The sequence below is a fragment of the Noviherbaspirillum sedimenti genome (assembly GCF_003590835.1).
GTDB lineage: Bacteria > Pseudomonadota > Gammaproteobacteria > Burkholderiales > Burkholderiaceae_D > Paucimonas > Paucimonas sedimenti.
Genome location: NZ_QYUQ01000002.1, coordinates 800,258 through 813,894 on the forward strand (window position 1 = coordinate 800,258; position 13,637 = coordinate 813,894).

General features: G+C 59.7%; 9 protein-coding genes. 4 read left to right on the forward strand and 5 right to left on the reverse strand.

Annotated elements, in window-relative coordinates; genetic code table 11:
• Position 1 precedes the first annotated feature (1 nt).
• The 4 genes from D3878_RS03810 to D3878_RS03825 form a co-directional block, all read right to left on the reverse strand.
• Positions 2–715, reverse strand: a complete 714-nt coding sequence (locus D3878_RS03810) for an ABC transporter ATP-binding protein (protein ID WP_119784271.1) — start codon at positions 713–715, stop codon at positions 2–4.
• A complete protein-coding gene (locus D3878_RS03815) occupies positions 712–1,548 on the reverse strand; it encodes an ABC transporter ATP-binding protein (RefSeq protein ID WP_420799485.1) in 837 nt (278 codons plus the stop codon). The genes D3878_RS03810 and D3878_RS03815 overlap by 4 nt, the downstream gene beginning before the upstream one ends.
• A 218-nt stretch (positions 1,549–1,766) precedes the next feature.
• On the reverse strand, positions 1,767–2,639 hold the full coding sequence (locus tag D3878_RS03820; RefSeq protein ID WP_233556222.1) for an NAD(P)H-dependent flavin oxidoreductase: 873 nt from the start codon (positions 2,637–2,639) through the stop codon (positions 1,767–1,769).
• A gap of 154 nt (positions 2,640–2,793) precedes the next feature.
• Positions 2,794–4,344 (reverse strand): AMP-binding protein, encoded by a 1,551-nt coding sequence (locus tag D3878_RS03825; protein ID WP_119784274.1) that lies wholly within the window; start codon positions 4,342–4,344, stop codon positions 2,794–2,796.
• 308 nt (positions 4,345–4,652) lie between these two features.
• Here D3878_RS03825 and D3878_RS03830 point away from each other — a divergent pair, with 308 nt between their 5' ends.
• Positions 4,653–6,161 carry an acetyl-CoA acetyltransferase gene (locus D3878_RS03830; RefSeq protein ID WP_119784275.1) on the forward strand — a complete coding sequence of 503 codons (1,509 nt, stop codon included), beginning with the start codon at positions 4,653–4,655 and terminating at the stop codon, positions 6,159–6,161.
• A 68-nt stretch (positions 6,162–6,229) separates the two neighbouring features.
• Here the strand turns inward: D3878_RS03830 and D3878_RS03835 are convergent, their stop codons facing one another.
• Positions 6,230–8,863, reverse strand: a complete 2,634-nt coding sequence (locus D3878_RS03835; protein WP_338016799.1) for a winged helix-turn-helix domain-containing protein — start codon at positions 8,861–8,863, stop codon at positions 6,230–6,232.
• A 467-nt stretch (positions 8,864–9,330) separates the two neighbouring features.
• Between D3878_RS03835 and D3878_RS03840 the strand changes: the two genes are divergently transcribed.
• The 3 genes from D3878_RS03840 to D3878_RS03850 all read left to right on the forward strand — a co-directional run bounded on the left by D3878_RS03840 (position 9,331) and on the right by D3878_RS03850 (position 13,634).
• Complete coding sequence (locus D3878_RS03840) at positions 9,331–10,473, forward strand: CaiB/BaiF CoA transferase family protein (RefSeq protein ID WP_119784276.1); 1,143 nt, start codon at positions 9,331–9,333, stop codon at positions 10,471–10,473.
• A gap of 150 nt (positions 10,474–10,623) precedes the next feature.
• Positions 10,624–12,765, forward strand: a complete 2,142-nt coding sequence (locus tag D3878_RS03845; protein ID WP_233556223.1) for an acetate--CoA ligase family protein — start codon at positions 10,624–10,626, stop codon at positions 12,763–12,765.
• Between the two features lie 65 nt (positions 12,766–12,830).
• A complete protein-coding gene (locus tag D3878_RS03850; RefSeq protein ID WP_119787686.1) occupies positions 12,831–13,634 on the forward strand; it encodes an enoyl-CoA hydratase-related protein in 804 nt (267 codons plus the stop codon).
• Positions 13,635–13,637 lie beyond the last annotated feature (3 nt).

Consider the following 13,637-nt stretch of genomic DNA (forward strand, 5'->3'; position numbering starts at 1 on the left):
TTCAATTGCCGAGGTAGGAGCGGCGCACTGCCTCGTCGCCGGAAATTATTTTAGATTCGCCCGAAGCCACTACGCGGCCAGTCTCGAGAAGGTAGGCATGATCGGCAAAGTCGAGCGCAAGGGTGGCGTTCTGCTCTACCAGTAGCATGCTGACGCGGTCTTCGAGATTGATGCGGCGCAGGATCCCGAAGATCTCCGCCACCATCAGCGGGGCGACGCCGAATGACGGTTCGTCCAGCAAGAGCAGGCGAGGGTGCAACATCAATGCCCTGCTGATGGCGAGCATCTGCTGTTCGCCGCCGGAAAGTGTGCCTGCCTGTTGCGCACGCCGCTCTTTCAGCCGCGGAAACCGTTGGTACGTCTTTTCGATATCCCGGGCGACCTCTGCTTTGTCATTCCGGGAGTAGGCGCCGATTTTCAGGTTTTCCTCGACCGACAATGCCGTGAAGGTACCCCTGCCATCGGGTACATGGGCTACCCCCATGCGGACCACATCTTCGGTGGAGCGGCCAATGATCGACTTGCCGTCTATCCTGATTTCCCCTCGGGTGCGGACCACCTGGCACAGGGCGCGCAAGGTACTGGTTTTCCCTGCGCCGTTGGCACCCAGGATGGCCGTGATTTTTCCCTGGTCGAGTTCGAGGTCAAGGCCGAACAAGACCTGGGTGCTGCCGTAATAGGCATCCAGCTTGCGGATTTCCAGGAGTTTGCTCATGCTGGGGCTCCCGCGTGGAATGGCTGAACCGGCTGAGCTGGCTGAACCGGTGTGCCGGCGGCCGCGGGGGCGCCGAGATAAGCGGCAATCACATCCGGGTTCGATTGAATCTGGGCCGGGGTTCCTTCAGCGATCTTGGCGCCGAAATTCAATACGACGATATGGTCGGAGATTCCCATTACCAATCCCATGTGATGTTCCACCAACAGGATGGTAATGCCGAGCTTGCTTTGAACCAGTCGAATCGTTTCCGTCAGATCCGCAAGCTCTTCGTGATTCAACCCCGCAGCCGGCTCATCCAGCAGGATCAGCTTGGGATCGGCAGCCAGCGCGCGGGCAAACTCGACCCGCTTCTGGATGCCGAAAGGCAGGTCGGAAACCGGCCGCTCGGCGACATCTCCCAGTCCCAGCAAGGCCAGGAGCTCATTTGCCCGCGCCATCAGGCGCGCTTCCTCCTGTGCCACGCGGCGTAGCCGCAGGGCGCTCGACAGGAATCCGGAACGCGACCGGCAGTGGGCGCCAATCATGATGTTCTGACGCACGGACAGGGTCCGAAACATGGCCAGATTTTGGAATGTACGGCCTATGCCGTACGAGGCAATGCGGTGTACCGGAAGATTGGAAATGGAATTTCCTTCAAAGAGGATGTCTCCGCTTTCGTACCGGTAGAGGCGGCTCAGGCAGTTAAACAAGGTCGTCTTCCCTGCGCCATTGGGGCCAATCAGGCCGCACACACCGCCACGCGGGACATCAAAACTGACAGAATTAAGCGCCGTGATGCCGCCAAAGCGCACCGTAATGTCTCGAACGCTGAGCAAGATTTCTCTGGTCACGACTTGACACTTTCTCATTAGTTGGTTTCATGGGCACCTGTTGCCTTTAAAACGTCACTGCGTCACGCTAACGTCTCGATCACATTGACTTTTAAATCTTTCCAACAGGCTGTACTTCATTTCGACTCCGTCGCTTGGCATCCGCAGCCATCCGGCATGCAAGCATCACTGAGCCAACGTGCAGAAAGGATGGCGGAGCCGCATTTGCATGTCATCGTCTAAAGCGACGATTCGTGACCGCCTTGACCGGGTTGTGCACAGTCCATGAGTTCTTGTTCCAAGCGCTCGACGATAGCCGCTGTCGGCTCGATCGCACGGACGTGTCCGACGCCCTGTCCGGCGCTCCACACGGTCTTCCAGGAGAAAACGTCGGTGCGAGCGTCGCCGGCAATGCTGCCATCGGGGCTGATGACGCGCGCTTGTTCCAGGCGACTGCGGATGAAGTTCGCCGGCATCCCGGACAAGGCATCGGTCTGCACGATGCCATCTGCGTCGGTGGCAAGCATGGCTTCCTTGTGTTCCGGCGGCGCCATGCTCTCGGTAGTACCGAGGAAGGCCGTTCCCATATAGCCCAGATCGGCACCCAGCACCTGCAAGGCGCGCAGATCACGCCCGCACGAGATGCTGCCGGCCACGGCAATCGGGCCGTCGAAAAATTCCCTGACGGCGGCAACGAAGGCGAACGGATTGAGCCACCCGGTATTTCCGCCGGCGCCGGCGGTCAACAGTATCAGGCCATCGGCGCCGGCGGCGACAGCATTGCGCGCATGCCGCAATGACGCGACGTCGGCCAGTACCAGCCCGCCATAGCCATGCACCCGCTCCACCACCTTGTCCGGCCGGCCAACGCTGGCAATGACGATCGGCGTCTGGTACGCGAGCACCTGTTCAAAATCCGCTTCCAGGCGCGTATTGCTTTTATGGAGGATCATGTTGGCGGCAAACGGCGCGCAATCTTTGCTTGCCGTCGCCATCCGGCTGAGCCATTCGCCGAGTATTTCCGGCGTGCGCGCATTCAGCGTGGGAAAGCTGCCGATCACGCCTGCGCGGCAGGCTTCAATGACGAGCTCGGGGCCCGATACCAAAAACATCGGGGCGGCCACGACAGGGAGTCGTAAACGTTGTCGCAGCTGCGCCCTCAGGCCTGCGCGCCCGCTAGAAAAATCCCACATTTTGCATTTCCAGTATTGATCATGATGAAAGAATCCAAATCAGCCGGCGTGGCCAGCTATTTGCCTGCCTGAATCATATGTTGCGTTCCTGCCCTTCCCAGTAGCGCTGCCGAATTGCCCGCTTCAGGATCTTCCCAGTCGCATTGCGCGGCAGCTCATCCCAGAATTCCACCGTCTTGGGCGCGCTCACGCTGCCCAATTTTTTCTTGCACAGCAAGATGACTTCATCCTCCGTCAAACTGGCCCCGGGCTGTAGCTGGATCACCGCTTTAACCGCTTCTCCCCACTTGTCGTGGGGGACGCCGACGACTGCGGCAGCGAGTACGGCGGGATGCGACAGCACCACTTGTTCGACTTCCGCCGAGTAGACATTCAAGCCGCCGCTGACAATCATGTCCTTCTTGCGGTCGACCAATACGACATAACCATCGTCATCCTTGATGCCGATATCGCCGGTGTGCATCCATCCGAAACGGTTCAGTTCTTCGGTCGCCTCAGGGTTATTCAAATACCCGGCAGAGTTACCCCAGCTACGCATGACCATTTCACCTGGTTCGTTGGGTCCAAGCAGACGACCGTTGTCGTCCATGATCTCAACCCGGCGCAGGAGGCTGCCGCGGCCGATCGACTGGAGCCGCAGCTCCCATACAGGACCGTCATCGGGGCGATGCTCTTCGGGCCGCAGAAAGGCGATCGGACCGTTGGCCTCGGACTGCCCGAACATATTCATCATCACGGGTCCGAACAGGCGAATGGCTTCCGCCACCTTGGCCGAGGCCATCGGCGCACCTGCGTATACAAATGCCTTGAGCGACGAATAATCGAAATTGGCGACGTCTGGATGCGCAAGCATCATGTAAATTACCGTCGGCGGCAGGAAAACGATTTCGATGCGTTCCCGTTCGATGGTGCGCATGATCTCGAGAATATCGACGCTGTCGTGCAGGATATGGGTTGCGCCGACGGCCGACAGGGCGAACAGGAATGTTCCGGCGAAATGGCTGACGGGCGCCACCACGAGATGACGAACACTTTCATACACGCGCAACGAATACAGCATGTCCAGGGTATAGACCATGCTTGTCATATGCGTCTGAATCACGCATTTGGGCCGTCCGGTCGTTCCGCTGGTTCCGACAATCGCCCATGCATCTTCCGGACGGCATGCGACTTCCGGCAAGCGCGAACCGGCAGGCGCCATCCAGGACGATAGCCCTGGAAAATGGGCGTCCTCGCCGTCAACACAAATGACCAGCCGGATGGCGGGACACTGCGGCACTACTTGCGCGACTTCGGCCGCATACCTGCTATGGAAAAACAAGGCTTTAACGCCGGCATCCTGCAGGTAGGCGCAATTCTGCTCAATGCCGTTGCGGCTGTTGACCTGCGCGAGCGGCGCTCCGGCCCTGAGCGCGCCATACACCGCCTCCACGCCGCGCCAGTCGTTCGGCATGTAAAAGCCGACTGCGTCGCCTGCATGTATCTCATCCCGATGCAGCGCTACGGCAATCCGGTGTGAAGTTTCATGGGCGTCAATATAGCGTCGCGCCACTTCTCCCTGTTGCAGGAAAACCCTGTGCGGATAGCATGTGGCTGTGCGGTCAAAAAAATCAATAAGGCGCATGGTGGTTCTCCGGGTGCATGAAAGGGTGGCAAGCAATCATGGATAAGCGCGCAAGCAGCAAGGCAAGCCCGCCTGCCCTTAAAAAAACAGCTGCCGAGGAGGGCAACAATGCGGCATTTACCGTCATATGTCTTCGTCGAAAGCGACGATTCGAGAAGCCGGAGGTTTCAACAGAAAAGCATTTTTTGGGAAAATCGCCCCTTTTTTGGTGCTCTTTACAGGAAATTCGTCGATTGCGACGAGCCATCTGGTGGATGAGTCGCCCCATAATCCTGACACTGCAAGGCTTATGTGAACAAGGAGGTAGGGTGCAAAAAAGCATTGAGGAAAGAATTCCGGTCATCGTCGGCATTGGAGAATGCATCGACCGCCCTGCACATGCTGCAGAAGGGCTGGAGCCATTGCGATTGATGGAACGCGCTGCGCGCAACGCAGAGCGGGATGCCGGAGCGGATGTGCTTGGCGCGGTCGATTCAGTCGATGTCGTGTGCGAGGTTTCATGGCCCTATCCGGCAGCCCCGGCCAGGCTGTGCGCACTGCTGGGGATGCATCCTCAGCGTGCCGTGTATGGCCCGATCGGCGGCGAAACGCCGCTGCGCTTCCTGCACGAAGCCGCCATCCGGATTGCAGAAGGATTGAGCGAAGTGGCGCTGGTAGTCGGGGCCGAAGCCGAATACTCGGTCGGCCTGGCGCGCAAGACGGGCGTGTCGCTGCCATGGGAAAGCAGGGACAATACGCCGATTATCCGCGGCAACCAGTTCATGCATCCGCAAGCCGTCTTGCACGGTATCGCAACGCCCTCCACGGCGTACCCGCTATTTGAAAACGCTGCCACGGCAGCCTGGAAACAGTCGCCGCGCACAGCCCAGGATGAAGCAGCCGCATTGTGGGAACGCTACGCGGCGGTGGCTGCCGAAAATCCATTTGCCTGGTTGCCCAAGGCAATTACGGCTGCGGAAATTCGCACCCCCGGGCCGGCCAACCGCATGATTGCGTTTCCCTATCCGAAGAGCATGGTGGCCAATCCGATGGTCAACCAGGGCGCCGCCGTTATCATCACCAGCCTGGCGCGGGCGCGCGCAGCAGGTGTTCCGGAGCACAAGCGGATCTATATTTTCGGCGGCGCGGCAGCCGATGAACCGCGCGATTATCTCGATCGCGCGCAACTGGACCGCTCGCATGCCCAGTCGGTGGTGCTGGAGACAGTGCTGCGCGATGTTGGCGGCGACGCCGGCGTTTTTTCGGCGGCTGAGCTTTACAGCTGTTTCCCGATCGTCCCCAAAATTGCATTGCGCATTCTGCAGGCGCCGGAACTGCTGCCGACGGTTACCGGCGGCTTGAGTTTTTTTGGCGCGCCGCTGAACAACTATATGACCCATGCAGTGGCGGCGATGGTGCGGCACCTGCGAAGCAGGCAGCGTGCGCTCGGATTATTGTATGGCAATGGCGGATTCATGTCCTACCACCACGCGCTTGTATTGACGTCAGACCCGGCCAGGGCCAACGAGCGGCTCAAGCGCGATTACCGGGTCCAGGCGGAAGCCGACGCGCGGCAGCTGCCGGCGCCTGCTGTCATCGCCGATTATGCGGGTACGGCAGTACTCGAAACATTCACCGTGATGTACGATCGTAACAGCGCGCCGGCATACGGGAGCGTCATTGCCCGCACGCCGCAAGACGAGCGCGTGTTGGCGCGCGTGCCTGGCGCTGACGCATTGGGCATCCGGAGATTGCTCGATGCCGAGCTTTCCCCGGTCGGCGCGGGCGGGCATGTCGCGCCCGCATCCGACGGCATGCTGCACTGGCGGTTTGGATAAAAGCATCAGATGCTGGTGCGGGCAGGCACGGGGACGGCCGCGTACGATGGACCATGCGCGCCGCGTGGCTAACGGATCACTCCCAGGCGGCGTGCGATTGCGACCGCCTCGGTTCTGCTATGGGCGTTCAGTTTGGCGTTGATGTTGCGCAGGTGGGTACGTACCGTACTGTCCGAAACGAAGAGTTTCTCCGCCAGCGCACTGTTGGAGTAACCGTCGGCCAACAGCACCATCATCCGGATTTCCTTTGCCGTCAGCGGTTCCACCAGGCCTTTCGGCGTGGCCGACATCGGCAGATCGGTTTCCGCGGCTTCAGTAATGACGGATTGGCCGAAGCCGTCAAGAAGACGCTGCAGATATTCGTCAAAGATGGGATCGCGCCGCTGCGAACTTTCTTCCTGCAGCTGCACGACATGCTGGCGCACCAGATGCGCAGCGCCGGCGCCTTCGTCAACAATCAGGCGGATAAAGCCTTCGGCGCAGGTGATTTTAAGCAGCTCGCTGATCTGCGCCAGGGCTGCGCGCTGGTCCCCGCTTTGCTTGAGCGCCAGCGCTCGCAGAAGCCGTAACTTGAGCACACGCCGGTGGCGCATGGCGCCGGATGCTTGGGCGATTTCCGCTTCCAGCAATGACAGCGCTTTATTTGCATCGCCACAGAAAATTTCCCAGCGTAATTCGCCCAACGCGAAATAATCAAGATCCTGCGCAGGCAGACGCAAGCGCCGCACCTGTTCCCATACTTCACGATTATTGGCGCGGTCCAACTCATCCCTGGCTGCTTGCCGATTGTTTTGCATGAGAAGCAAGCGCGAGCGTTCCAGCTTGGCGCTGGCGACAACCCGCGGCAATTTCCGTTGGTGTCCCAGGTATTCGAGTTCGGTCAGGGTTTGGAAAGCAAGATCAATGTCGCCATGGTAAGACGCAATACGCGACAACATGATGTAACCGATGATCATGTGATCGGCAAGACCGGCATCTTTTGCGAGCGGCACGTAGACATGCAGCAGGTGTTCCGCCTCTTCAAGGTCGTTCATTTCATACAGGGAGCCGGCGTACAGCACGCCGGCCCAGGCGTTGCCGCCGGTATGTGCATAGGATGCCGCGTGGGTGGCGCCGACTGCAATCCGAAAGCGCGCGGTTGCCTGCCGCAGCTGTCCCGCCTCAAGGTCGATAATGCCCTCGACTGATTCCGAATACATCTTGTTGAAGATACTGGCGCCATCTGCCTGGCTGCGGCGTGCCGCATCCAGCAGCTTGTGAGACTCATGATATTGTCCCATGATGGAAAAGATGTACGCCATTTCATTGGCCAGCACGCAATCCGGGAAGGGCTTCGAAACGGGCAGGCGCGAAAGCGCTTCCCGTCCAAGCTCAAAGGCCTCCTCGTTCCGATCCATCATCGCCAGCAGCATCGGCCGCAGCGCCAGCACATGGGTGAGCACATGCGGGTCGGTCGTTCTGGCGCATTCCGACCGTTCGAGCAATTCCATTGCATCCCAGGGGCCGCGGGTAAAACACAATGCCCAAATCCGCACCACCTGGAGCAGCGGCGAAAAGTCCAGCAGTGCTTCCGGGATCGCGTCAAACCAGCGTGTCAGCAGCCGCATCCTGCCTCCCTCCAGCAAACTTTCGGCATGCAGGGAAAGCAGGCTCAGCGCGCGTTCATAGTTTTCTCCCTCCAGAGCATGGTCGATCGCGAGGACCGGTCTGCCTTGTGATTCATACCATTGGGACGCGGTGGAATGCAATCGTGCCAACTCGGCCGGCAATTCACGTTTCAGCTGATTGCGCAGGAAGCCGGCGAACAGACTGTGGTAGCGGTAGGTGTCTTGTTCGCCTTCAATGCGAATCAGGAATATATTGGCAGCTTCCAGTTGCCTCAATATCGCAGCGCTATCGGTTTGCGGCAATAATGCATTGCACAGTGCCGGCTGAAGATAGTGCAGAATGCTCGTCTTTAACAGGAAGTCCCGCATATCGGCGGGTTGCCTGGCCAGCACATCTTCGGCCAGATATTCCGCGACAGCTTCATTTGATCCCGAGAAGCGGGCGATGAATTCCGAACCGCCTTCCCTTTTTTCAAGAGCGACCGAGGCAAGCCATAGGGCTGCGATCCATCCTTCGGTCTTGCGATACAGCTCGGAAAGATCCTCCTCCGGCAGCGACAGCAGCCGCCGTTGCCGCAGAAACTCCGCCGCTTCCTTCATTGAGAAGCGCAGCTGCCGGATGTCGATTTCCAGCAATTGCCCGCGGGCGCGCAGACGCCCCAGGCCCAGGTCAGGCAGTCCGCGCGAGCCGATGATCAACTGGCCCCGACGCGGCAGATTGTCCAGGATTTCCCGGACCAGTCGCAAGACCGTGGGGTCTTTCACCGCCTCGAAATCATCCAGGAAAAGTGCAAACGGCGACGCATGGCTAGCCAGTTTTTCAATGATCCCGAGCGCAATATCTCCCGGCGAATAATTGGCTGCCTGGGCTGCATCGAGATCGATCGGGAATTCCGGCGCCGTCATCTTCGTCACTGCCGCGGAAAGACAGGTGAGAAAGCGCGATGCATCATTGTCTGAGGCATCCAGCGTCAGCCAGGCCGTGTCAATGCCGCCGGCATCCAGTTGCAGGCGGGCTTGCACCATTGCCGTGGTCTTTCCGAAACCTGCCGGTGCCCTGACCAGGATGATCTTGACGGATGGGGACGTGCGCACCAAATCGCAAATTCCGGTCCGCATGACTTGGGACGGCGTGGTTGAAGGCGGACTTAGCTTCGAGGCAAGCAAGGCCCATGCAACATTGGCAGGATCTCTCATGAATTGGGCAAAGCGGTTGTGGACCAGAGAAGGATTGAAAATCTGAAAAAGGTACCACCGGATAAAAAGCTTGGCAAGCAAGAGTGTATGCCAAACCTCCATGGTTTGCTGTCCAGGAAAGCTATCCGCAGTTGCGATCAATGCATGTCGTTTTGGCTAGACATCGCTTGATTGGCGCCGTAATCGTCGGTTTCGACGATGCGCGCGCGCTACTCGCAGTTTACTGTTTGCTCAAAGTGAGTTTTTCTATTCGAATTCCCGGGCAAGGGCATCCGTGGGCGCTAGCGCCGCACGATCCATCGCAAAATGCGGATTCGATAATAAAAAATCTCGATACGAGTGCCAAATTTCGTTGGGAGAATCAAATGGCGGGTCCATTGCAGGGAATGAAAATAATCGAGATGGTGGGCCTTGGACCAGCGCCGTTCTGCGCCATGATGTTTGCCGACATGGGGGCGGAAGTGATCCGGATTGACCGTCCTCGTGCTGCCGACCCGGCCGCTGGCGATGCCAGCCGGTATGACATCCTGGCGCGTGGGCGGCGATCGTTGGCGATTGACCTTAAAACGCCGGGCGCGACCGAAGCTGTCCTGCAGCTGGTCGAGGGGGCGGATGCGCTCATCGAAGGGTTCCGGCCCGGCGTCATGGAGCGTCTCGGATTGGGGCCGAGCGTCTGTCAGGCGCGCAATTCCCGGCTCGTCTATGGGCGCATGACTGGATGGGGTCAGCATGGCCCGCTTGCGCATGCGGCCGGTCACGATATCAATTACATCTCGCTGTCTGGCGCGCTGCATGCAATTGGCCGCCCCGAAGAGGCGCCCGTCATACCGCTGAACTATATTGGCGACTTTGGCGGCGGCGCCATGATGCTGGCTTTTGGTGTGCTATGCGCCTTGCTGGCGGCGCGCAAAACGGGAGAAGGCCAGGTCGTTGATGCCGCCATGACCGATGGCTCCGCGCTGCTGTCGACAATGATGTATGGCTTCAAGGCTGCCGGCGAATGGAACAACCGGCGTGGCGAAAATCTGCTGGATGGCGGAGCGCATTTTTACAATACCTATGCATGTGCCGACGGCAAGTATATTTCGGTCGGCGCAATCGAGCCACAGTTTTATGCGCAGCTGATGCAGCAGTGCGGGGCGGATGATCCGGCATTCGATGCCCAGCGCGATATGCATGGCTGGCCGATGCTGCGCTATCGCCTGGCCGATGTTTTCAAGACCAAGACGCGGGTGGAGTGGTGTGCGTTAATGGAAGGAACCGATGCCTGCTTCGCACCGGTGCTTGACTGGGATGAGGCGCCGCATCATCCGCATAATCAGGCGCGCAACACCTTTGTCAACATCGACGGCATTGTACAGCCGGCACCGGCACCGCGCTTTAGTCGGACGCCTGCCGACATACCGCAACCGCCTGCGGCGATTGGGGCGCATAGCGAGGCAATCCTGCGGGACTGGGGAATCGCAGAGGAAATGATTCGCCAGCTCAAGGCTGATCAAGCGATCTAGTTTTGGCTTTTACGGTGCGCATGCGAATCAGTTGATGCCGGCTGCATTTGAAATCGTCGGTTTCGACGATGTAAGCCGATGAACACAAATTTATACTTTTTCCATTCGTGGAAAGAAAATATTTTTGGCCCTGGCAGTGAAAAACTGAAAATGATGATGACTAATGATCCCGCCCGGCATGCGCTTGAAACCTTTCTGAACCCGCGATCGGTTGCCCTGGTCGGTGCAACCGATCGATCTGGCTGGTCGCGTTCGACCTTCTGCAACCTGCAGGATTGGGGCTTCGGCGGGCGCGTTCACTTGGTCAACAAAAAAGGCGGCCAGGTGCATGGGCGGATCGCCACGGCTTCCTGCGTCGGCGTCGACGCTGCGATCGATGTCGCGCTGTTGATGGTGCCTGCCGCCGTCATCCCCGATGCGCTGGATGATATCGCCGAAGCCGGCATCGCCAACGCGATTATTCTTGCGTCGGGCTTTTCTGAGTCCGGTGCGCAGGGACAGGCGCGCCAGGCTGCGCTGATGGCGCATGCCAAAGCAAGAAAGATCCGTCTGCTTGGCCCCAATACGCTCGGTTTCCTCAATGTACGCAAGCGCGCCCCGGTGTGGACTTCCCGCTTGCCGGCGCCGCTATTGCCCGGTCATGTCGGCATCATTTCGCAAAGCGGCGCGATGGGCGGCTATATTGGGAAACTTGCGCATCAGCAAGGAGTCGGCTTGAGTTACCTGGTCGCAACCGGCAACGAGTGCGACGTCGACGTCGCGCTCGTGCTGGATTACCTGGTGTCCGATCCGCATACCAAAGTGGTCGCAATGTTTATCGAAACCATCAGGGACACTGCCGCATTTCTGGCGGCGGTTGAGCGCGCGCGCGATGCCGGCAAGCCGCTGGTAATTTTGAAGGTCGGCACCAGCGAACTCGCGGTGAAGGCCGCCCAGGCACACACAGGCGCATTGATCGGCGACGACAAGGTGTTCGATTCGGTATGCCGTGATCGCGGCTTGATCCGGGTACCGTCGCTCGAGGATATGGTCATCACGGCCGGCATGCTGGCCAGTACCGGGCGCATCAAGAATCAGCGGCTCGGTGTGATATCGATCTCCGGCGGCGCGGGTGAGATTGTCGCGGATCGGGCGGCGCTGGAAGAGGTCGAGATCGTTACATTCAGCGCCGAGACGTGTGCGCGTCTCGGCGAAATCCGCCCTGAATTTTCTGCTTGCCATAATCCGTTCGACATTACCGGCGCCGCCATTCTGGAGCCGGAACTGTTTGCGCACACCATACCGATTGTTGCGGCGGATCCCGGCGTGGGCATGCTCGCGGTTGTCCTCGACGTGCCGACCACGACCGACGATTACAACCCCATCGTGGTGAAGGCGCTCGAACATATTGGCAATGCGCTGCGTGCGACAGAGGTGCCTGCGCTGGTCGTCAATATGATCACCAAGCCGGTTACCCCGATGACCCGCGAGATTGCCGCAAAGGCAGAACTGCCCTTCATTATCGGCGGATTGAACCAGACCTTGTTTGCGATCGGCCGGGCATTCTGGTGGTCCAGCTGGATCGAGCGGCATGAACGTCAGGCAGCGACCGATGCCGCCGGTCCCGCTGCGGCATCGGTGCGGCCACATTCCGAGCGCGAGGCGCTGGCATATCTGGATAGCCAGGGTGTGTCGGTCATTCCATCGTTCTTGGCCGAGAGCCAGGATGCAGCGGTACGCGCGGCGGCGCAGATCAACTGTGCGGTGGCGCTCAAGATTGCCTCGCCCGACATCGCGCACAAGAGCGACGTCGGCGGCGTGCGCTTGAATGTGTCGGGCGCGGCTGCGGTTGCCGATGGCTTTCGCCGCATCATGGCCGATGTCGGAAATGCCGTGCCGGCAGCAAGGCTCGACGGTGTCCTGGTGTCGCCGATGCGCAGCGGCGGCATCGAGCTGTTTGTCGGCGTGACGCGCGATCCTCAATGGGGCCCGGTCATCGCGGTAGGCCTTGGCGGCATCTGGGTTGAGGCGCTGAAAGACAGCAGCTTGCGCCTTTTGCCCATTACCCCGGAAGTCGCGCTCGACATGCTCAAGGAATTGCGTGGGGCAAAGTTGTTGCAGGGATACCGGGGCGCCAGGCCGGCCGATCTGGTCGCGCTTGGCCGTACCATCGCCGGGATTGCCAATGCTGCACTTGCATTGGGCCCGGAATTGCTCGCCTTTGAAGTCAATCCGCTGCGGGTTGAGGGCGACTGCGTGGAAGCCCTCGATGCGCTGGCGGTATGGCGCGATACGGCGGGGCAAGAGCACTGACGTCGCATCTCAGTCATGGAATGATGCACGCAAACGAATCAGCATTCGGGGATACAGTAATGGGCATGGACGACATACAGGATTTGGTAGCGACTGACGGCCCGCTGAAAGTCGAGTTCATCGGCGCGCATATCTTGCTGGTCACGCTGAACCGGCCCGCAGCGCGCAATGCGATCAATGGCGCGATTGCATGCGCGCTTGAGCGTGTGGTCAGGGCAGTGAATGCCGATCCGGAGCTCAGGGTGGCAATCCTGACCGGGGCCGGCGATGGCGTGTTCTGTGCCGGCGCGGATCTGAAGGAAATCGCCGCCGGCCGGGTCGGCACACTGAAAACGGCGGACGGCGGTTTTGCCGGCTTTGTCAACGCCAGGCGAAACAAGCCCTGGATTGCCGCGGTCAACGGGCTGGCATTGGCGGGCGGCTGCGAACTCATGCTGGCATGCGACCTGGTGATCGCTGCGGAGAGCGCGGAATTTGCGTTGCCCGAGGTATCGCGCGGCCTGATCGCGCTGGCCGGAGGCTGCTATCGCCTGGTGCGCGCGCTGCCGCGCGCCGTGGCGCTGGAAATGATTCTCACCGGCGAACGGCTGGACGCGGGACGGGCTTATCATCATGGCCTGGTCAATCGCCTTGTGCGTGCCGATGCCGTATGCCAGGAAGCGATCCGCGTGGCCGAGAAAATATGCAGGAACGCTCCTGTTGCTGTTCAGGAAAGCCTGAATATTGCACGCCAAAGCCATGATTTGACGGATGAGCAATTGATTGCGCTGGGCGACAGTGCCCGCGCAAGGCTGATCAAGACCGAAGATTTCCGCGAAGGTCCGCGTGCCTTCATCGAGCGTCGCGAACCCCGCTGGACTGGACGTTAAGCG